The organism is Pedobacter sp. D749, assembly GCF_019317285.1.
GTDB lineage: Bacteria > Bacteroidota > Bacteroidia > Sphingobacteriales > Sphingobacteriaceae > Pedobacter.
This window is the reverse complement of sequence record NZ_CP079218.1, coordinates 277,979-300,605: the sequence shown is the minus strand read 5'-3', so window position 1 is coordinate 300,605 and position 22,627 is coordinate 277,979. Positions and strand designations below refer to the sequence as shown.

Here is a 22,627-nt window from a genome sequence, read left to right as displayed (position 1 = left end):
AAACCATACGCCTTAAACCCTTTACCTTATACCTTTTTCAAACAAATAATGACATACCATCCATTCGTTTCCTTTATTGTAATTGAACAGTTCGGCACACGACATGTAAAATAACCTCCAGTATACCCACCATTTCACCGCCTGATCTTTACCATAAGTAGTTTCTAAAATAGGCATGATTTCTTTTTTATGCTTATCCATATTGCTTAGCCACGCTTCAGAAGTTTTACCGTAATTGGTTCCGTTTACCACCCAATGTTTATCAATTTTGAGGTCGTCGTTAAAGTAAAAAAACAAGTGGTTAGATGGCATAATCCCTCCTGTAAAAAAGTATTTACTCATCCAGTCGGTTTCGTCAATCACCTCAAACTTGTATGCCAGGGTTTTGTGTGTAAATATATGCACGAATAACTTCCCATCTGGTTTCATAAAAGAAGCAACCTTGTTGAGCAAAAATTTATAGTTGCGCATGTGCTCAAACATTTCTACAGATACTACCCTATCAAATGTATCGGCAATGGTAAACGTATTCATATCGGCAGTTAAAACCGTTAAGTTCTGTATTCCACGCTGTTTTGCAGTTTCATCGATAAAGATTTTTTGGGTTGCAGAATTCGAAACCACCGTAAAAGTGCTCTCCGGAAATTTAGCCGACATATACAATGAGAGCGATCCCCAGCCACAGCCCAGTTCTAAAACATTCTGTCCATTTTGTAAATCGGCTCTTTTACAGGTTAAAGCCAGCATATCATCTTCTGAAGTATCAATATCTTTAACGCCCGGTTTCCAGTAACCACTGCTGTATTTTAAATTTTTGCCTAAACAATACTGAAAAAATTCAGTAGGCAGTTCATAGTGCTGCTCATTGGCATCGGCTGTATTTACCGCAATCGGCGATTGCTTCAGTTCAGCAACCAGGTCCATAAATTTTTCCTGCTGTAGTTCCTCATCGCCAAGCGTTTCATCATCCAGGCGCTGCTTGCATAATTTTCTGATGCCGATGCGCAAGGCCGTATCAGGAAGTTTGTCGTTTTCTAAAAGTTTATCGTACCACATGTAAATGTAAAATGGAATAATGTAAGATGGATTATTTATTATGGAAAATGCTTAATGTACGATGTAAAGTGGCTGATGGTTTTGCAAATAGTGCGGCCCTCATCCGTATTACATTTTCCCTTTTCCATCCTTTTTCCCCCAAGGAAAAAAGGCACTCGTTGTTTCCTGGTATTTTTTATAGGCTATAGGTTTGCTTCTCAGATTTTGCTCTTCGTTGTTCGGCACACCGGTAACCCTGGTTAATAAATACAAAATCACCGCCGGACTAATGATGGCCAAAATACCCCATGGCGAAGCCAATGCAAAAATGAAATAGCCCATCCAGGTTAGCCACTCGAAAAAATAGTTGGGGTGGCGACTGTAGTACCATAGTCCCGTATCACATACTTTCCCCTTATTGCCGGGGTCTTTTTTAAACGCGGCAAGTTGCCTGTCGGCAATCATTTCTCCGAAAAAAGCAATTACCCAAACCAGCGCACCTGCAAACTCTAAAATAGAGATGCCCTGCGATTGATTCGCAGTAATGATAAAAACTGGAATCGCCAGGATTACATTGGATATGGCCTGGAACTGAAAAAACACGAAGAAATTGCGGTCAGCTTTGTCGCCCCATTCCTTACGCAGCTGCTCGTATCTACCCTCTTCTTCCTCTAAATGACCGATAACACGTTGCCACAGGTGAATACCCAGGCGCAACTCTGCCAGTAAAAACATACCACAGATTAAAATTTTCCGGGGATCGTAACCATCTGATAAAAAAAATGTAATGATCGTAATTACAGGGAAGTTTAGTGCCCAGAAAACATCAACCACACCTGCATTTTTAATTTTCTTTGCCCAAAGCCAAACCAAAGCCATAATAAAACAGCATGCAATAAGCGAAACGAGTGCGATGAATAATAGATGTCCTGTTTGGAGCGGCATAAGGTTTAAGGTAAAAGGTTTAAGGCCCAAAAGCCAAAATCAGCATTGTTATAAATAAACTCCTTGTAAGAACCCCTACACCTTAAACCCTACACCTCTCGCCTTAAAAGTAGTTCTCTAACACCTTCGCCATCTTTTAGTTTGAATAAATGCACTAAAACATAAGCTAAAGTTGCTATACTGCCTAAACATACGAACAAAATGGCTATAGAGATTTTAAGAATAATGCTTTTTTCTTTATAAAACATCCACAACGTGATAATGAAGATGTTAGCATAAAAATCCCAAAGGGTTGCGCGCATCCAGGGTATGCCGCCCAGGAAATCCCACTGCTCGAACAGGTTACTTTCCAACGACGTGCTAATTACTTTATAACACATAAAAACGAACAATGCAGAGAAAATGATTTTAAGGAAGTTGATCATTGGGTGGTTTAATTTTTAAAACAGATTGGAGTATATACGGTAAGATAGGCAAAAAGGATTTCATCAGGGGCATGGTCATTTCGATCTGATAGTTATCGGATGAAGCGTAGCGAATATTGAAATGAATAGATTTCTCCGCTGCGGTCGAAATGACGGAACGCGGATATGCTCCGTGTTTTCCGTGTTTCCGTGGCAAAAAACTGTGCAGACACAGACAATGGAATGAAGATGTTTTTTTTTGCATCCGTGGATTAAAAGGATTTCGAGAAACAAATGCGTTATTATCTGAAAAGCAGGGTCCAGTTTTTATCGGTTGCGATAGCCCTGCCATTCGCTTCAATCTTTTTGAGGTGCTGTTATGCTATGATGCAGGTATCCGTTTCATAGGCTGCAGATGCTTCGTGCCTCAGCATGACAGTATAGGTAAGGTTACTGCAAACAAAAAGGATTTTCGCTGCTGTCAGGTTTAGCTAACACAAAACAGTGCAGAAGGAATGTGGATATATTCCGTGTTTTCCGTGCTTCAGTGGCAAAAAACCTGTTTATTTAGGCTAAATGAAAAGCTTAAATGATGGTCTGTGGGGACACAGACCATGGAATGGCATTTCTCCAATATGGTAGAAATGAAGGAATGTGGATATATTCCGTGTTTTCCGTGTTTCAGTGGCAAAAACCTGTTTATTTAGGCTAAATGAAAAGCATTAACTGATGGCCTGTGGGAACACAGACCATGGCGGGAGAAATCGACGCGAGAACTCAAATTCTTTCTGCTTTGGTCTTTAGTCTTTTTTCCTTTTAACTCCTTAAACCTTTCTAATTTTGATGATTTTCATCCAGTGCAATACTTTCATTACCGGATAGGTTGGATCAAATTCCCACCATTTGGTAGCAAAGTTAGGACTGTTCGGTTTTTTATGATGATTGTTCTGAAAAAGTTCACCCATCAGCAAGAAATCCCAGGGTAAAGAGTTTTTGCTATGATCATCATTATCATGGTTAGAATAGCCATATTTATGACCACACCAGTTTACAATTGCTCCATGTAGCGGCCCCATTAAAAAGTGGATCGGCAATAAGATATACAGCCACCAGTGGTTGGCAAAAGCAACATAAAAGCCAATATAAAATAAACCGCATGCGATTCTCCATCCCCATGAATTTCCAATCTTATCCACAATCGGCCATTCCGGATAATTCCCCTGAAAAGCTGGTTCCGGCTGTATTTTATATTGCAGATAATTCATATACATGTTCTTCGTTGCAATCATCATCCCGAAAACATCCTTAAAAAAATGTGGCGAGTGCGGATCTTTCTCCGTATCACTATAGGCATGGTGCATCCGGTGCAGAATGGCATAAGCCCTGGGATTTAAAAATGATGAACCTTGCGAAATCAGCAATATCAGATAGAAAAACCGCTCCCAAAAAAGTTCCATTTTAAACATCTTGTGAGAAGAGTAACGGTGAAGGAAAAATGTTTGGCTAAACAGGGATAAAAACCAATGGCAAAGAAAAAAAATAAGGATGATCATGTATGGGGTGTGTATACTATATAAACGTATTTGGAAAGCATTTAGTTTTCGAAGTGCACAAAAACTACGCTAGCTGATCCGTTTAGACAAAAAGAATCCTGCTCGACTATATAGAACAGGATTCTATTATTTTATTATTTATTATCTACCAAAATCGTCTTGAACACGTACGATATCGCTTTCATCTGATGGGTTTGAAGCATCGGTATGTTGCCATATTTCTGCAACAACACCCCAGTCTTCTAAACCGATTAAACGGTGGCGTTCGCCTTGTTGTAATTTAATCTGGTCTTTTGGTGCGTATTTTTTCACTTCACCTTCTTCGTCAGTTTGGCTGGTTTTAATACCAACGGTACCGGTAACCACTTGCCAAATCTCAGCTCTGCGGTGGTGATATTGCCACGAAAGACGTGTATTTGGTGCAACGATTAAAATTTTAGGACTTAATTTACCGCCAATTTTAAGGTCTTCAACATTTAATCCATCAAAATAAGTATCAGCAAATTGTTGCGCCTGCGCTTCATCTATTACAAAGAAACCACCCCAAGGACGGGTTTCATCACGGTTTACTACATTAAAACCTTCAATTTTTAAACGTTGCGCTACGCTTTCGAATATTTCTTTTTTGTCGTTTGTCATTGATAAAATATTAGCTTTTCTAATGATTGTTGAGGTTCACAGGGATTTATCCATCGCCTGTGTGGTTCAATAATTTGCCGCAAAAATAAGCCTAATAAATTAAAAAAGCCCTTTCGTACGTTATTTTTTTAAACGCAATTTACGAATCGCCTTAAAATCCATTTATACCCCCGATTAGGGGTGGTAATTATTGATTATTTAGATCTCCATTTCACTACGCTTCATTCAGCAGATGAAGACTTTGATTAATATTCTACTCACCTATTTAAAAACGGGTATCCAAATATCAAACACCCGTTTTTTGTGAAAATATTATTTATGGTCGGTGTGACACCAACCATTAGAAAAAATGGCAGGATTAATTTATTTCACAAAAATCAATATGAAGGAAAGGAGATTTTAAGGCGATAAACGGCCTCGAAATATCGTCATCTCGACCGCAGTGGAGAGATCTTTTAAAACAGTTCAAATATTTCTCCATTCCACTACGTTCGATCCAATAGCTATCGGATGACGGCCTCTCTCGCTTAAAATCCGGTTTAGTTCGTGGCCTCACTGCGCTACAGATCAGGGTGTCCACAATGAAAAAGCGGGTATCCGAAATATCAGACACCCGCTTTTTGTTAAAACATTCCTCATGGTCGGTGTGACACCAACCATGAGGAATAATAAAATACTATTGTTTAATAACCTGGGTTTGGGGTCAGGTTAGGATTGTTTTTGATTTCAGGAGTAGGAATCGGGAACAATAAATGTTTGGTTTGCAAAGGCTGGTTTACACTTTTATTAATATGGCCAACAAAATTATCGAACCCATTGGTGCTTTCATTGTACACTTTACGTAACCGCACCATATCAAACCAGGTAATGCCCTCGTAACACAGTTCATGCCAGCGCTCTCTCCAAACGGCTTCTTCAAACTGTGTCTGATTTAAACCTGCAAGATCAGCCAATTGCGCTCTTTTCCGCACGGTATTTACCGCAGCATAGGCAGCAACATTCGGACTACCATCTGCTCTGTTTTGTGCTTCAGCATAAATTAATAGGGTTTCGGCATAACGAATCTGTGGAATGTTCAGATCGCTCCTGCTGGTTCCCTCCACGCCTAACGTTCCATTCGCAATCAGATCAAAGTGTTTAAAAATATAAGGTTTACCACGGTTAACCAGCGGCATTTTAAATCCATCGGTATAATAGTCGGTAAAGAAATAACCTTCTCTGTTCTTAGCCCTTAAATCTCCTGCCTCATACGAGCCATAAAAACTGGCCGTTGGAATAGCCGTTCCAATCCCGTCAATTTTAGAAACCAATGGCTGGTGCAAAGGTAAATAAGATGACTGCAAAGGGTTACCGGCTCCGGCAGCATCATTGTACTGGATCCCGAATAAATGCTCCACTTTATTGTCATTCTTTGCATCGTGCATGGCTCCATAATCAGAAAACAAACCAAGTGATGCCGGATTACCGGTTGAATAATCGATTACCTCTTTAGCTTTATCTGCAGCTAATTTATAATAAGCTGCTCCTTTGTTAAGGGGTTGCCCGGCCATGGTTAAATATACCTTTGCCAGTTCAGATTTAATTGCTGCTGTAGAAACCCGTCCACTGGCATCCATAAAAGGCAAACCGGCCGCTTCTGCAGCCACCAGATCGTCAACAATGAGTTTGTAAACCTGTTCTTGTGGTGTACGTGAAGGAGAAAAATTAGGATCGTTAGGGCTGGTAATCGGTTTAGTGATTAAAGGCACATCGCCCCATAAACGTACCAGGTAAAAATAGGCCCAGGCCCTGATGAAAGCAGCCTCTCCCAAAATCCTTTTTTTCTGCGCATTGTCCATCGGGTTAATGCCCGGAACTTTATCTAACACCAGGTTGGCTTGTGCAATTACTTTATAAAATCCATTCCAGTTCTGGTTAACATGCAGGTTTGTGCCATCATAAATGAGTGAATATAAATTGTTCAGATCGGAGTTTTGTGCGGTTTCGGTAGATTGTATCCCGGTTGGCGCATCCAGCATCTGCCAGTTGTTGGAATAAATACCAGCCCCGTTTCCAATAAACCTGATCTCTGCATAAACAGCAGCAATACCTGCTTCGGCATGTTCTGGTAAAGTGTAAAAATTATCGGGAGAAAGATTAGTGGGATCTGTTTCATCTAAAAACTTCTTACAGCCTGGGTTCCCGATTATAGCGACGCTGAGCAACAACAAAGCAGCGATATTTTTTATGTTTATTTTCATGTGATATCCTTTCTTTAGTTAATGTTATAATCCAATGTTTAATCCTACCATGAAAGTAGTTGGCTTTGGATAATCGAAAAATGTTTGGCCTTGTGCAAATGCATTTCCATAAGTAGTTACCTCAGGGTCGTTACCGGTATACTTAGTTGCCAGGAAGAAATTTTGAACAGATGCATAAACACGAAGCCTGTTTAAGCGTAATTTTTCGACAAGTGTCTTATCAAAAGTATAACCCAGCAAAAGGTTTTTTCCACGGATAAAAGAACCGTCTTCTAACCAGTGGGTATCTACATTGGTTACATACCCGGCAGATTGATCCCTGATTGCGGCAATCGGTGTATTTTGATTCTGTGGAGTCCAGGCATTTAATACGCTGGCGAAACTATTGGCCTGCACCTGTCTGTCTTCACCTGAGTGATGGGTCATATTCAGCACATCATTGCCATAAGAGTATTGAAGTTCTACAATCAGCTCTAAGTTTTTATAGCGGAAGGAGTTACCAAAGGATCCCCAGCCTTTCGGTGTTCCGTTACCGATAATCTGGCGGTCGGCATCTGTAATGGCATGATCGCCGTTTACATCCAAATATTTAATATCGCCCGGAAGCAAGGTTTTACCACCACGGTAACTTACATATTTGGCTGCTTCTGCCCTTTCGGCTTCGCTCCAGGTGCCTAAACGTACCAGCCCCCAGAATGAACCCACAGGCTCACCTACCCTGATAATACCAGTTTGATTGGTGAAATTTGGGTTACCCACACCAAAAATATCATCAGGAGTAGCCAACGAAAGTACCTTGTTGCGGTTAAGGGAGATATTGAAACTGGTTTTCCAGGTAAAATTGTCGGTTTGTACGTTTACCGTATTAATCCCTAAATCTAAACCTTTGTTTTGCATAGACCCTACATTTTTTCTGATCACCGAGTACCCTGTGGTACGTGGAACTGGCGCATCCAATAACATGTCGGTTGTTTTTCTGTAATAAAGATCAGCCTCTAAATTGATGCGGTTATTCAATAAGCCAAGCTCTAAACCCGCATCAACCTGTGCTGTTTTTTCCCAAACCAGGTCAGGATTGGCCAGCCTGCCTACACCGATACCTGTTACCCTGCTATCATTAATAATAGCTGAATTATTAACCAATGTAGCGAGCGACTGATAAGCCGGGAGCTCTGAGTTACCACTTAAACCATAACTCGTTCTTAGTTTTAGGTTAGAGATGGTTTTGTTTCCTTTAAGGAATTCCTCGTCTGAGGCTTTCCAGGCCAGTGCTGCTGAAGGGAAAAAGGCGAATTTATGGTTCTCTCCGAATTTGGATGATCCATCTACCCTGCCTGTAAAAGTAACCAGGTATTTATCTTTAAAGGCGTAGTTTAACCTGCCAAAATAAGAGTTAAAAGCCGACCGGTTCCGGCTGGAGCCCACTGTAATCGATTTACTTCCGGAGCCCATGTTATTGTTTCCGTAAAAATCGGTTACAAAATTCTCAGCATGGCTGGTATTGCTAAAGAAGTTGGTAGCCTGCCAGGAGATCCCCAATAAGGCATTAATGGCATGCGATTCGGCAAAACGTTTGTTATAGGTTAAATAGTTTTCCAGCGACCAGAAGGTTTCCCGATCATTGGTTACATTCGCCGTTCCATTCTGTCCATCAGAGATCCCGTATAATTGTTTGGCATTGTACTCGTTAATGTTACGGCTCACAATATTGGCACCTAACTGGGTACGGAATTCTAAATCTTTGCTAAAGCTAATGGTAGAGTAAATACTTCCCAAAGCAGTTTGGGTAACCATTCCGTATTTCTGATCGGTTAAAATGTGTACCGGATTGGATCCCCCTTCGGCCCATGGAATCAGTTTATTATCGCCCCACTTGCCATCTGCCAGTTTAATGGGCAGAAAAGGGAATGCTTCTGTAATCATACGGACAGAATTTAATCCACCTGTGCCCTGATCAACAATGTTTTCATTCTGGTTATTGTAGCTCAAATTACCACCTACCTTTAACCAGGGTTTAATTTTACTGTCGAAATTAAACCTGCCCGAATAACGTTTTAAATAAGAATTCAGCAAAAGCCCCTCGTCATCGCGATAGCCTGCAAAAACACCGTAAGTGCTATTTTCGTTTCCACCTGTAAAACCCAGCTGGTGATTTTGCGAAAGTTTATTCTGTGTAGATTCCTTTAACCAATCGGTGTTATATAATGGATTTCCATTGCTATCGAAAAACTGAGGTAAGGCAATTCTGGCTGCTTTTGGAACGGGTGTGGATGCGTAACTTCCTGCTGCCCAACCTACCGGATCGTAAACCTTAATATTCTCATAAGCCAGGTCCTGCACTTTAACATACTCAAAAGCATCAAGCATCTTTACATGATGTGCGGCCAATGTATTGATGCCAAAATCTGCATCGTAGGTAATGCGCTGGGTATTTGCTGTTCCTTTTTTGGTCGTAATTAAAATTACCCCATTTGCACCTCTTGCACCGTATATTGCTGTTGAAGATGCATCTTTTAAAACCTCTACAGAAGCAATATCACTTGGGTTAATGTAATCAATAGCATTACTGTTTTGGGTTTGCGAGCCCACCGGCAAAGCCACACCATCTACCACATAAAGCGGATTGTTGCTCGTATTGATTGAACTAAAGCCACGAATTTTGATATTCGTCTGACCGCCGGGTCTACCCGAGTTGGTGTTTACCTGTACGCCCGAGATCCGGCCAGCGAGTGCCTGGTTTAGCGATGAAGACGGACGTTCCTGCAGTTCGCTGGCTTTTACCACACCAACAGAACCGGTAAGGTCTGTTTTTTTCACCGATCCATAACCAATTACCACCACTTCATCTAACTTATTGGCTTCGGCAGGCAGCATTTTAACACTGATATTCGCTTCGTTCCCTATGGTAACATCTTTATTTTGGTAACCCACATAAGAAAAACGGATCACATCGTTCGGGTTGGCCTCAATGCTGAATTTACCAGCTTCGTCAGTTACCGCAGTTTTACCTGAAGAAATGTTTTTGATGCCCACTCCGGGAATAGGCAGGTTTTTTTCGTCTGTTACGGTTCCGGTAATTACTTTTCGGTTCTGAATATGTACTAAAGGTACATTCAGTTCAGAAAATCCCCCGGATTTTTCAGCAACCGGATTCATCGAAAAAGCAGGACTATTGAGCAAAAAAAGCACAGAAAGCCCTGAAATCTTTAGTAGATTAATTTTCATTGGTTTAGGTTTAGTAAATGGTTAGTTAATAATATATCGCTTAAACTGCCAGCAGATAAAACGTTTTATCCGTTATCAAAAAAACAATTGACGGCAATCATCATTTTTAATCAGAAGGCTTTGAGTTAAAAGCAATTTTATGTGATGGAAAATCATGTTTTAAACGGGTTAAAACTACACACAAATAAATTACACAGACATGTACTGCACCACAGCGCGTAAATATTCTTAAGCTCATCGTCATATTTGGTTATTGATAAATCGATTTATCAATTCAATATTAATTATTTTATGACAAAATCAAGAATATTATTTTGATCGCTAGTATTACATTTCCGTATCAATCCGAATACAGTATGATTACTTTTACAGGCAATTAAATTTTTGATTAAAAATTTAATGAAAATAGAAAATGTCGCAACCTAAATTCATTATATATCACCTAGTTAAGCGTTATTTTTAATAACTGATGAAAAAATTTATTCTTTTTATAAAGGAAGGAAATCAGATTTCTCGGCAACATTCATCAGTATTACTTTTACCCATATAGGTGTATGGAGTATTGCCGTATATAAATGAGAAAGCCCCATATTTCTATGAGGCTAATTATTTTGTTTTATTCGCATCCACCAATAAAACTAAACCAAACAAACTAATGAAATTAAAAGACAAATAAGTTTGAGAATTGTTTTAAGAAATAAAAAAATCTTAAAAGATTTTTTTATTTCTTAAAAGACAGCAATTAACCCACGCGTAAAAATCTCCTCGAGTTACCGTCATTTCGAGCGGAGTGCAACGCAGTCGAGAACCACGAAGTGCTCAGCGAAGCTAAATCTAACTTAATAGATCTCTCCATTTCGCTGCGCTACAGTCGAGATGACGACCATTTTATTGGAGCATATCAATGTTACCTTGTCCAAGGACCTATTTTAAATGCCTTAAAAGGCATTTCGACGACCTTGTTCCGATTCATCGACAGGCTCAACGAGACAAATTGATTGAATTACACTCTATAATACAGCCCCTTTATAAACCTTTAGGCTACAAGAATCGTCATTGCGAGTAACCATCAGGTCTGTTGCCTGAAAAATATAGAAATGACGTCCTATATGCGCTTTCTAACGTATTATGTTTAAGATTTTGCATCCTGCAAAACTCATTGAGCTAAGATGTCTAAGGTAGTCGTAAAAATTAAAGACTATGCAGGTTAATTAACCACCTTAGACACCTAAGAACATCTAATTCATTAAATAATCTTTAGGCTTTCACACCACATAAGGACATGTAAGCTTATATGGTTCTTAAATGTCTTATATGGTCAAAAAAATAACACTAAATATCAGTTGTTTACATAAACATCATTGCGAGAAGGCTTTTTCAGCCGACGAAGCAATCTTACAACGATCGCTACTAGCGTTCGCCTTAAGATTATTCATTTTTGCATATGTTTTTAACGGCATTCATGAGCTCGCTTCGTTCGGTTATCTTCGTTCCTCGCAATGACGATTTTTCTATTGGAGTCTTCCAAATGGTAACTTGTCTGTAACTCCATAAAGGACCTGTCGAAACATCTTAAAAGACGTTTCGACAGGCTCAACGTGACAAATCAATTGAATTACACTCTATAATACAGCCTCTTTATAAACCTGTGATGCAGTTAAGGTTTAATTTAAATCAAAACGATCTAAATTCATTACTTTATTCCAGGTGGCCACAAAATCTTTTACAAATTTACCTTGTGCATCTGAACTTGCATACACCTCTGCTATTGCCCTTAATTCTGCATTAGAACCGAATACCAGATCAGCGCGGGTTGCCGTCCATTTTGGCTGACCGGTAGAACGGCTGCTGCCGATGTAAAGTTCTTTATCTTCTGCAACGGCTTTCCAGGCGGTTTCCATATCCAATAAATTCACAAAGAAATCGTTGCTAAGCTGACCTGGTTTTGTAGTCAATACGCCATTTTTAGAACCGTCGAAATTGATATCCAGTACACGCAAACCACCTATCAATACCGTTAATTCTGGCGCTGTTAAAGTAAGCAACTGGGCTTTATCAATCAGGAATTCTTCTGTAGCAACCGGTGATTTAGATTTACGGTAGTTACGGAAACCGTCTGCCGCTGGCTCTAAATAACCAAAAGATTCCACGTCGGTTTGTGCTTGCGATGCATCCATACGACCTGGCGTAAAAGGAATAGGAACAGCATGTCCGGCATCGGCGGCCGCTTTTTCTACAGCAGCAGTACCTGCCAGTACAATTAAATCAGCTAAAGAAACTTTTTTACCCTCCATTTGTGCTGCATTAAATTCATTTTGAATACCCGCCAATACGCCCAATACTTTTTGCAATTGCGGAGGATTATTAACAGCCCAATCTTTTTGTGGTGCCAAACGGATCCTCGCACCATTAGCGCCACCACGTTTATCAGAACCTCGGAAAGTAGAAGCCGAAGCCCAGGCAGTAGAAACCAGTTCGGCCACACTCAACCCTGAAGCCAGTACTTTTGCCTTTAATGAGGCAACATCACTTTCGTTAATTAATACATGATCAACAGCAGGTATCGGATCCTGCCAAAGCAATTCTTCCTGTGGCACGTCCGGACCAAGGTAACGCGCAACAGGCCCCATATCGCGGTGGGTTAACTTAAACCATGCCCTTGCAAAGGCATCAGCAAACTGATCAGGGTTTTCTAAAAACCGTCTTGATATTTTTTCGTAAGCAGGGTCGAATCTTAAAGAAAGATCGGTGGTCAGCATCGTTGGCAGGTGTTTTTTCGATCCGTCAAATGCATCAGGAATAATCGCTTCAGCATTTACAGCTTTCCACTGGTGCGCACCGGCAGGGCTTTTCGTTAACTCCCATTCAAATCCAAACAGGTTTTCGAAAAAATTATTGCTCCATTGCGTTGGCGTGGTGGTCCAGATTACTTCTAATCCGCTCGTAATGGCATCAGCACCTTTGCCAGAGGCATAACTGTTATTCCACCCCAAACCCTGGCTTTCTATACCAGCGGCTTCAGGCTCTTTGCCTACATGATCTGCTGAAGCAGCACCATGGGTTTTGCCAAAAGTATGTCCACCTGCAATTAAGGCCACCGTTTCTTCATCATCCATCGCCATGCGGCCAAAAGTATCGCGGATATCTTTAGCGGCAAGAATCGGGTCAGGATTTCCATCCGGTCCTTCAGGGTTTACATATATTAATCCCATCTGCACAGCTGCAAGTGGTTTTTCTAAATTACGGGAGTGTACGTCGCCATCGGCATCATCGTCTGTAACCACCACGCCATGTGCTTTATCTGCACCATCAGAACCATGTCCATAACGAAGATCGCCACCCAGCCAGGTGGTTTCCGAACCCCAATATACCGATTCGTCAGCTTCCCAAACATCCTCACGGCCACCGGCAAAACCAAAGGTTTTAAAACCCATCGATTCTAAAGCAATATTACCAGTCAAAATCATTAAATCTGCCCAGGAAATTTTGCGGCCATATTTTTGTTTAATCGGCCAAAGTAATCTACGCGCTTTATCGAGGCTCACATTGTCTGGCCAGCTGTTCAGCGGCGCAAAACGTTGTAATCCGGCACCAGCGCCACCACGGCCATCGCCTACCCGGTAGGTTCCGGCACTGTGCCAGGCCATGCGGATAAATAAACCTCCGTAATGACCAAAATCTGCCGGCCACCAATCCTGCGAATCGGTCATCAGTGCATAAAGATCTGCTTTTAATGCGGCCAGGTCTAAACTTTTAAAAGCCTCAGCATAATTAAATTCGCCATCCATTGGGTTGGATAAGTTAGAATGCTGACGCAAAATACTCAACTTTAACTGCTTCGGCCACCAGTCGCCATTTCTGGTACCACCACCACCTACATTACTCTTCATGCTGCCGTTATGAAACGGACATTTGCTGATATCGTTCGATTCTTTTTCCATGTATCTATTTGTTAGTAAAATCCGGCCCATTGTTAAAACTTAACCAGATGATATAAATTTAGAGAATTGAAAGAACTAATCACAATCATTTAATTCTATAACGGAATAGTTAACATCTATTACTATAGCATATCAGCAATTTAGAAGGAATGCCGGGGCTTAAATCAATAAAATTTAACTTTACGTTAATCGTTGCTTAAAATAAATCTCATTCAGTTTCGTAAAACATTCAATTTAGCGCTGCCTTATTGAACGCGCTATATAAATGCTCCCATAAAATGGTTTTAAGGGGGAGCATCTTAATTTTCAGGCGAAGCGCCATTTTCTCATTAGCCAGTAAGTCAGGCTAAGTACACTATCAGTCCTATCCACATCACGGCTAAACGCGGCTTCATGTTTTTATCAATGTGCTGTACCTTCGTTTTTAACTTTGTGTTTTCCAGGCTGTGCTTTTGTTGCTGAAGCTGACACCCGTTTTGCGCTTGCTGATGCAGGATCTGCCAATTACACTGCCTACTTTACCCGAGAATGCGCCATTTGCACCTTTTGAATACGTCGCCATAATTTTCGTTTTTAAGTAAAAAATATTTGTTCTAAGGATTTCTATTATACCGGTATGTTTAAATCCATGCTCCAAATCTAGCGGTCAGACGGCATTATCACCTTATTTTGGACTTAAATGGGCTAAATTGAGTCAATTTGCGAGAATAGTGAGCTAAAATGGGCCATTACAGCTGGCCCGTAGTGCAGGAGCCTGACCACTTGTGGCAGCCAGCTTAAGGGCAGCATAACAAGAAGCAGGGCATCCCTTCGGCCAAACAAGCCCCTGGCTTTACCTTTTAGGTAACCAAAGGGTAAAGCCGGGGTAACCAAGGGGTAACCCTGGGGTTAACCTGGTAGCAAGAAAGGGTAAACAATAGGTAAAGAAGAGGTAATCAAATTCGGCCTTTACAAATCTCGAACTATTTCCTGTCTGATTTGCGTTTAATAGCAGATTTAGACTTATAATTGTTTTAGTATACTATTGAGTTAACTTCATCGTCGGGCATCGTAACTCTTATCGTTCACCGTTAATAGTCGAATTCTGCTTTATGTTTTTTGATAAAATCAGCAAGCTTTACAGGCTGCTTTCCGATAATCTCCGGAAGGTTATCGAAGGTGTCGTCTGCACCAGGGATTGTTCCTGCTGCATATCGTTTCCAGTGATCGTATACACAACCCATGTAGGCCATTTCTGCACCGGCGTTTATCATATTTTGTAAAAACACATCGGGAGAAAGTGGCTCATAGCGAAATGGTTTGCCAACAATGCTGGTCATTAAAACGGCCATTTCATTAAATGTTACAGCATCATAGCCTAAACGATAGATTTTACCTGCGTGGATTTCTGGGTGTGATAAAGCTACAGCGGCTACCTGTGCAACATCTTCAACATCCACCCAACTCAGGCGGGCGCCTTCAACATACGCATGTATTATACCATTTTCGATTGCTTTCTTACCGCCGTAACTTAATATGTTTTGCATGAAAGTTTCTGGGCGTAAATGGGTATAAGAGAATCCAGCCCATTCAATATATCTTTCGATCAATTGATGCCAGGCCCAATGGGCAACGGTAGTATCGTCACGGCCACAAGCACCTAAGTGAACTACGTGTTGAACACCTGCTCTTTTTGCGCCGTCTAATATTGCTTTACTTTGTCTTAGCATATCAACGGTGTATCCGGTAACAATTAGTATGCGATCAATGCCTTTTAAAGCCGGTAAGTGTGTGCTTTCATCATCGAAATCAAGTATCACGGTTGCTATTCCTTTTTCAGTAAAAGGAGCGGCTTTTTCAGGTGAGCGCACTGCCGCGACAATTTCTATATCGGTATTGGATAACAGGAAATCTATAGTCTTACTGCCGACCTGCCCGGTCGCTCCGGTGATTAGTATTTTGGGAACTTTTGTATTTGACATAGTACAAAATTACCAGTTACCAAACTTACCGCACTTGATCTAAATCAGAAAATACACTTGATCCAGGTTAAGCCACTACTTACGCTGTGCAATATTTTTCTTGATGCGGCTAAGAGTTTCAGGCGCAAGGCCGAGGTAAGAAGCGATGAGGTTTTGAGGTACCCTTTTAACCAGTGCCGGGTTGCTTTCTACAAGATTGATGTATTTTTCTTCCGCGGTATGTGTGTTGGAACTAATTAGTCTGCGCTCTTTAGTAAAAAGGCTATTTTGAAAAAGAATACGAAAGTACCGATCCATCTTGGGAACTTTCAAGGTCATCTCTTCAAAAGCCTGCTGTGTGATCATTAAAAGTTCAGTATCTTCTAACGCATCGATATTAATAATAGCCTTTTCACCTGTAAAAAAACTGTACATGTCCGAAGTCCACCAACCTTCCCAAGCAAACATATTCATATGTTCTTCGCCTTTGTCATCTACATTATACGACCGTAGCAACCCTTTTCCTACAAAGCATAAGTATTTGCAAACGTCTCCTGCCTGAAGCAGGTATTGCCTTTTTCTTAGTTTTTTAGGGATAAAAAATATTTTGATAATTTCCTTTTCCTCTTCGGTTAGTAAAATTTTTTCCAAAAGATGTGAAAACAAAACTTCAAACATTCGCAATATATTTTGACTATGAAAATTCCGATTGAGATATTCAAATATAATCTTTATTACTCAACGATCAGATTGAATGTTCCAATAGATGACGATTCAATTAACTTATCTTATAGTTATATAGCATCAAGATAGGCCAAATTTATTCTTAAATTTCGTAGAATCAACGAAATGCTTCTACAAAGAAAACCCACCTATAAAATAGCTGGGTTTTCTTCAGTAATACCGAAATTTTGTGGAGCCGAAGGGAGTCGAACCCTTGTCCAGTTGTGAGATAAATTATACCTTCTACATGCTTATTTTTCAATTGATTTTCGGGAAATAAACGGGCTGAAAACCGACCTTATTTAAATCCTTAGATACTTGATCTCACTTTAAGTCGTATCTCCTTAAAGCCAGCTTTGTTGTTTCGATGCCCCGGATTCTAACCCAACAATGCAGCAGTTAGAGGGACAAAAGCTAGTTAGTTCTAAACTAAGCAGCTAAGGCGTAAGTATTTTCGCCAACTAAAATGTGATCGTTCACTTTAAGTGCTCTCCGAACAACGCACTGCATGCTAACATAACTTTCGCCACCCCGTCAAATCCAAGAACGGCCCCAGAGAAAGTTCCTGGTAAAAAAATACCAGGCCACAAATATACAAAAAACTGAGTAAAAGAGGACGATTCACCCAATTTTTATACACTGATCTTTTTTAAGTTCCCGGAAACAATACGCCACTAAACTAAATGTTCGTTAGAAATATTTCTGAACAAGCATTTCAAAATCGCAGTTATCCATGAGCGAATCAAGGTCTGGGCCGGTATAACTAACACCAACATAATCAATTCCACGAAGAATAGTGTAAGGAGTTATTTTCTGGTAACTGATATTTTGCTTTTGCATTGACCGGGCCATCAGACGATTAATATAACTATATACATTTTTGCAATTGTCTTTTCTGGCGATAAAGAAAATGAGATAATAAAGTACGGTTTGTAGTTCCGAAATTATTGTCTTTCTTTCTTCATCTGAAAATAAGCTTAAATTAATAGAACCTTTACCAAAAAAATAAAGAGTATTGCCAGTTGATATCTCATTATTGTAGAAACGTTCGTAATCAAGACCGAAAAGTTTGTCGGTATGAATAGGCCGGGAATCTCTCTTTGCTACCATTTGGGTAAATACCGGTTCTCCATTTCGTTCAATAACAAGGCAAACTGCATTAGGTTGCAATAAATAATTTTCGTCCTGCTCTTCTTCAAATTTAAGATCATGCGTTAAAGTGCCAATAGGTTTATGTATTCTCGAGTAATTATTAAAAAAAATATCCATAAAAGTGACGAAATCATCACCTCCATATTGTTTTAACGAGAATTCAGAACCTTCAAAAATGGTTCTTGTTTCATTGACATTAATATCAGGAATGATACTGTTAACGAGATACTGCATAATAAGGCTGTTTTAATTTAGGCTGCGAAGGTAAGCTATTCTGACTAAATATATATGTGAATTACTCCTTATTGCAGGGAAATCGCTTTTAACTTTTCTCTGATAATTCTGCCTCTTTCTGCGCATGCCTAAGCATTATGTTTGCCACGGAAGCACGAAAAACACGGAAAAACTTTAATCTCCTCCGTGATTTCTGTGCTTCCTTGGCTAATTAATTTGCACATGTTTTAAAAGCAATTTCCCTGCTCCTTATTTAGGACAGACGCATTAAACAGCTTTTAATCATTGGAAAAAAGCAGGCATTCAGCCGACACCACACATAGGTCAATCTTGAAAATGCATAGCGACCACCCTCTTTTTGTCTTTAAATTTCAGGCGTTGGTCGATTAGCTTCCCAGGCTGGTATAATGCTGCGATTTGTGCTGAAACGTTTCCGGTGCTTGCACGTCTTAATATCAAAACAACAATAAAAACAGTATAAAAATAAAACTCAAAGCATATGAAAACTTTATTCAAAACATTATTCGCATCATCTTTAGCATTGGTATTATCTACTTCAGCAGCATTAGCTGCTAACGCAACTGAAACCATCAAACCTGTTCACGCTTCAAAAGCATTGAGCTTCAAACGCATCAAAGTAAAAGGAAATGTAGAGCTGACCATTATACAGGGAAAACGTACCGGCATTAGCTATGCAGATGAAAATACCGGCAAAGTTAAGGTTATGCAAAACGGAGATGGCTTAGAGATTACCTCTTTGGATAACAGCACCGCGAAACTTACCATTTATGTAAATGACATTTACCGCATCCATGCCATGGACAATGCTAAAGTAAAAACACAGGGTAAAATTAATACACAATACCTTCAGGTTTTTCTAAGCGGAAATGCATCACTGGATTTAAACTCACAAACTGAAGGATTATATACGGTGATTGAAGACCATGCTGATTTAACCTTAAGCGGTTCAACCGGCGATCACATGCTGGTAATGGGCAAAGGACAAAAGCTGGTTATGGATAAATTTGTTGCAGCCAATACAAAAACCAGCCTAAACACTGAAAATGCATTAGCCTCGCTTAGCAAATAAAAAAGAATTATATTTTGGTTCAGGCGGTCTGTTTACAGGCCGCCTTTTTGTTTGCCACCAATGCAAAACATTCGGAACAATAAAAGGGTTATAAGCAAATGGAAAAATATAAATTGACAGTCGAAATGGATGGTCAGCCCCAGGATTTTGAAGTTGAAGAATATGCCCATCACAACGGGGAAACGTGCAAGCTCAGGGTTTTTAAAAATGGTGAATTTGTTGCGGCTTTTCAGCCTGACAGCCATTACCTGCTCCACCTATGCCAGAACCCTGCAGGCCTTGAGGAAGGTGTGCTTCACTTAATTGCCGACCATTTGGAAGCTCATTTTCCGTTTGGCGGAAAACATTACCAGGTTAAGCAAAATATCATCCGAACAATTCCTGATTATCTGTATAACAGGTCTTAGATCCTGGTTCGCTAAGTCCAGGATGATAAAGAGGAGAAAGATGCTGACTAAATAGTAGCCGCAATACAATAGAAAACTAGTACCTTCTTTAAAATAAATCAGATAACTATCTGATCAGCATGACGATCGCGTCAATGAAAGGCACTACATTGATTAAACGTATCATCAAGGTTACACACTGACTTATATGCTAAAAATTACTTAACCCCTTAATTTTCAACACAAAACCGTATCCCAATCAAAATTAAGATCCTGGTAGTTGATGCTGTTAAACATTTCTGCTAGGAAACTAAACAATTTAAGCAACCCTTTAGGATTACATCAATTATCTTTAGGAAACTGTTTTAATTCTGAATATCGAAGGCAGCGGGTCTGAAACAACTTAAATAACCAAATATTATGAAATTCAAATTTATTATAATCGCTTTAGGAGCAAGCCTGAGCTATGGAATGTGCCAGGCTCAAAACAACCCGGAGGCAATTAAAGAAGATTTTAAACCTGCTGTAACGAACCAACCCGGCCAGCAATTCCCGCAGGTCAATTCACAGGGCTATGCCCGATTCCGCATCAAAGCGCCTCAATCAGACAGTATCAGGGTAAGCCTTGGTCTTGGGGGGCAGGGAGGAACCAGGCTCACCAAAAATGATGACGGATTTTTTACCGGTACCACTGCATGTGCAATGGATGAGGGTTTCCACTATTATCATCTGACCATAGATGGCGGAGTATTTAATGACCCCGGCGCAATGAACTATTTTGGCTCATCGCGATGGGAAAGTGGAATTGAAATTCCTGCGAAGGATGAAGAGTTCTACGCAAATAAAGATGTAGCCCATGGAAATGTGCAGCAAATCCTTTTTCCTTCAAAGAGTACAAATTCATCGCGCAGGGCATACGTTTACACGCCTCCAGGCTACGGCAAAGATAAACGACGTTTTCCGGTGCTGTATTTACAGCATGGATGGGGCGAAGATGAAACCGCCTGGAGTAATCAGGGACGTGCGAACCTGATTATGGACAACCTGATTGCAGAAGGGAAAACCAAGCCATTTATCATCGTGATGACCTACGGCATGACCAATGAAACCAAATGGGGACGCATGAAAGACTTTAAGATTGATGGTTTTCAAACCTTATTAACCGAAGAGCTTATTCCCTATATGGACGCAAACTTTTCAACTATAACCACCGCAAACGGTCGCGCCATGGCAGGACTATCGATGGGCGGCATGGAGACGCATACCATTACACTAAACAAACCGGAACTTTTTGGCTATTATGCGCTGCTTAGTGGCGGAACATACAACCCTTCCGAACTGAAAGACAAAGCGAAACCGCGATTAATTTTTATTAGCTGTGGCAGCAAAGAACGTCCTGAAGGCGTAAAAAGCGCTGTTGTGGCATTAAAAGAAGCGGGGTATAATGCAGTTTCTTATGTTTCGGAAAATACCGGCCATGAATTTCAGACCTGGCGCCGGAGCCTGCGTGAACTTGCTCCGCTGTTGTTTAAATAGATTACTCGGTTGCGAGAAGACTTTTTCAGACGATAGCCTTCCCCGATTTTCGGGGAAGCAATTTTTATAGCAAGAATTACTAGCATGATAGATTGCTTCGTCGTTCCTCCTCGCAATGACGACTTATGGCAGATATACAAGGGGCGTCATTTCGACCGCAGTGGAGAAATCTTTGAACTATGTTAAAAGATTTATTGCAATTCCAGTACAAAGATCTCTCCATTTCGCTGCGCTACAGTCGAGATGACGATCATTCTATTGGAGTCCATCAATGGTAAAGAAATGGATTGCTTTATTAATGGGCTAAAATAGTCTTCGACTACGCTCAGACTGACATACGAAATAAATTTTATTAAATTTTAAACAGGCGCTAATTATCAAACATGAAAGCTAAAAATATTATTATCCTCTTTGCCTGCTGTTTATTTGGCCAGGTTTGTTTAGCCCAGACCGAACTGAAGGCTGATTTAAAAGCATTCAGACCGGCTGAAAGCAATCAGCCTGGCAAATTATTCCCCCAGGTAAACGATGAAGGCAAAGTGAGGGTAAGCTTATATGCGCCTCAGGCGTCTAAAGTCCGGTTGGATCTGGGTGGAAAAAAATATGAAATGACAAAAAACGAGGAAGGCCTCTGGACAGGTGAGTCCGCACCGCAGGACGAAGGTTTCCATTATTACCAGCTCAACGTAGATGGTGCCTCCATTCCGGATCCTAACAGTCGTTATTTCTACGGCGCAGGTAGGCTGGGCAGCGGCATTGAAGTTCCGGCTTATGATGAAGCGTTTTATGCTTTGCAACAAGTTCCACATGGCCTCGTCAGCGAAAATATTTATTATTCGAACTTAACTAAAGCATGGAGAAGGTGTTTCATCTATACACCGGCAAGTTACTACGAGGACAAAAACTCCCGTTTCCCTGTGCTTTACCTTCAGCACGGAAGCTTTGAGGATGAAACGGGATGGGTTAATCAGGGAAAAGCAAATTTAATCCTGGATAATTTAATTGCACAAAATAAGGCAAAACCGATGATCATCGTTACGGATAATGGTTACGCGCTTAAACCAGAAACAACTGAGACAACGGGAAAAGGACAGGGTATTTCAATTTTTGAAGATGTACTGATTAAAGAAGTCATTCCAATGATCGATAAACGCTTCCGCACCCTGGCTAACCGGGAACACAGGGCTATTGCCGGGCTTTCAATGGGTGCAAATCAAACGATGCGCATCGTGATGAAGAACCTGGATAAGTTCGCTTATTATGGCGGTTTCAGCGGCACCTCAAATTACCCTAACACAGATGTAATCGATCCGGATGCATTTATGGAGGGAAAGTTTAAAAGTGGAACTGAGGTGAACAAGAAGCTTAAGTTATTGTGGCTTGGACTGGGCACCAAAGAACCAGCCCCCTTTCCTAAATCGGTTGGCGCATTCAGGGCAATGTTAGACCAGCAGGGAATCAGATACACTTATTACGAATCTCCAAAAACAGCCCATGAATGGCTTACCTGGAGACGCAGCCTGCAAAATTTTGCGCCCTTGTTATTTAGGTAGGTTATTAAATAATGAACATACATATGCTGCT

At 40.6% G+C, this 22,627-nt stretch carries 16 protein-coding genes and 1 other RNA gene; 4 read left to right on the top strand and 13 right to left on the bottom strand.

The window, feature by feature from the left end:
* Positions 1-21: 21 nt before the first annotated feature.
* From KYH19_RS01175 to KYH19_RS01115, 13 genes are all read right to left on the bottom strand, one after another.
* The gene (locus KYH19_RS01175; protein ID WP_219077259.1) at positions 22-1,056 is read right to left on the bottom strand and encodes a cyclopropane-fatty-acyl-phospholipid synthase family protein; all 1,035 of its coding nucleotides are present in this window, start codon (positions 1,054-1,056) and stop codon (positions 22-24) included.
* Between the two features lie 108 nt (positions 1,057-1,164).
* On the bottom strand, positions 1,165-1,980 hold the full coding sequence (locus tag KYH19_RS01170) for a DUF1295 domain-containing protein (RefSeq protein ID WP_219077258.1): 816 nt from the start codon (positions 1,978-1,980) through the stop codon (positions 1,165-1,167).
* An 89-nt stretch (positions 1,981-2,069) separates the two neighbouring features.
* Complete coding sequence (locus KYH19_RS01165; protein WP_132400221.1) at positions 2,070-2,405, bottom strand: DUF1475 family protein; 336 nt, start codon at positions 2,403-2,405, stop codon at positions 2,070-2,072.
* 803 nt (positions 2,406-3,208) lie between these two features.
* Positions 3,209-3,937 carry an acyl-CoA desaturase gene (locus tag KYH19_RS01160; protein WP_219077257.1) on the bottom strand — a complete coding sequence of 243 codons (729 nt, stop codon included), beginning with the start codon at positions 3,935-3,937 and terminating at the stop codon, positions 3,209-3,211.
* A gap of 141 nt (positions 3,938-4,078) precedes the next feature.
* Complete coding sequence (locus KYH19_RS01155) at positions 4,079-4,576, bottom strand: phosphoheptose isomerase (protein WP_025142534.1); 498 nt, start codon at positions 4,574-4,576, stop codon at positions 4,079-4,081.
* Positions 4,577-5,259: 683 nt separating this feature from the next.
* Complete coding sequence (locus KYH19_RS01150; protein ID WP_219077256.1) at positions 5,260-6,816, bottom strand: RagB/SusD family nutrient uptake outer membrane protein; 1,557 nt, start codon at positions 6,814-6,816, stop codon at positions 5,260-5,262.
* 24 nt (positions 6,817-6,840) lie between these two features.
* Entirely contained in the window at positions 6,841-10,041 is a 3,201-nt protein-coding gene (locus KYH19_RS01145; protein ID WP_219077255.1) for a TonB-dependent receptor, read from the bottom strand.
* A 1,664-nt stretch (positions 10,042-11,705) separates the two neighbouring features.
* Positions 11,706-13,982, bottom strand: a complete 2,277-nt coding sequence (katG, locus tag KYH19_RS01140) for a catalase/peroxidase HPI (protein WP_219077254.1) — start codon at positions 13,980-13,982, stop codon at positions 11,706-11,708.
* Positions 13,983-14,406: 424 nt separating this feature from the next.
* Positions 14,407-14,544: a hypothetical protein gene (locus KYH19_RS01135; protein WP_219077253.1), complete on the bottom strand. Its 138-nt coding sequence runs from the start codon at positions 14,542-14,544 to the stop codon at positions 14,407-14,409.
* A 508-nt stretch (positions 14,545-15,052) separates the two neighbouring features.
* Positions 15,053-15,943, bottom strand: a complete 891-nt coding sequence (locus tag KYH19_RS01130) for an SDR family oxidoreductase (protein WP_132400257.1) — start codon at positions 15,941-15,943, stop codon at positions 15,053-15,055.
* Positions 15,944-16,018: 75 nt separating this feature from the next.
* Positions 16,019-16,600, bottom strand: a complete 582-nt coding sequence (locus KYH19_RS01125) for a Crp/Fnr family transcriptional regulator (protein ID WP_121282170.1) — start codon at positions 16,598-16,600, stop codon at positions 16,019-16,021.
* Between the two features lie 233 nt (positions 16,601-16,833).
* Positions 16,834-17,199, bottom strand: a transfer-messenger RNA (tmRNA) gene (gene ssrA, locus KYH19_RS01120).
* 136 nt (positions 17,200-17,335) lie between these two features.
* A complete protein-coding gene (locus KYH19_RS01115; RefSeq protein WP_193419627.1) occupies positions 17,336-18,031 on the bottom strand; it encodes a hypothetical protein in 696 nt (231 codons plus the stop codon).
* A gap of 499 nt (positions 18,032-18,530) precedes the next feature.
* On the opposite strand from KYH19_RS01115, the gene KYH19_RS01110 reads away from it, so the two are divergent.
* The 4 genes from KYH19_RS01110 (at position 18,531) to KYH19_RS01095 (ending at position 22,596) form a co-directional block, all read left to right on the top strand.
* On the top strand, positions 18,531-19,121 hold the full coding sequence (locus KYH19_RS01110) for a GIN domain-containing protein (RefSeq protein ID WP_219077252.1): 591 nt from the start codon (positions 18,531-18,533) through the stop codon (positions 19,119-19,121).
* Positions 19,122-19,219: 98 nt separating this feature from the next.
* Positions 19,220-19,528, top strand: a complete 309-nt coding sequence (locus KYH19_RS01105) for a hypothetical protein (RefSeq protein ID WP_219077251.1) — start codon at positions 19,220-19,222, stop codon at positions 19,526-19,528.
* 399 nt (positions 19,529-19,927) lie between these two features.
* The gene (locus tag KYH19_RS01100; RefSeq protein ID WP_219077250.1) at positions 19,928-21,043 is read left to right on the top strand and encodes an alpha/beta hydrolase-fold protein; all 1,116 of its coding nucleotides are present in this window, start codon (positions 19,928-19,930) and stop codon (positions 21,041-21,043) included.
* Positions 21,044-21,426: 383 nt separating this feature from the next.
* Positions 21,427-22,596, top strand: coding sequence for an alpha/beta hydrolase-fold protein (locus tag KYH19_RS01095; protein WP_219077249.1), 1,170 nt, complete (start codon positions 21,427-21,429; stop codon positions 22,594-22,596).
* Positions 22,597-22,627: the final 31 nt, after the last annotated feature.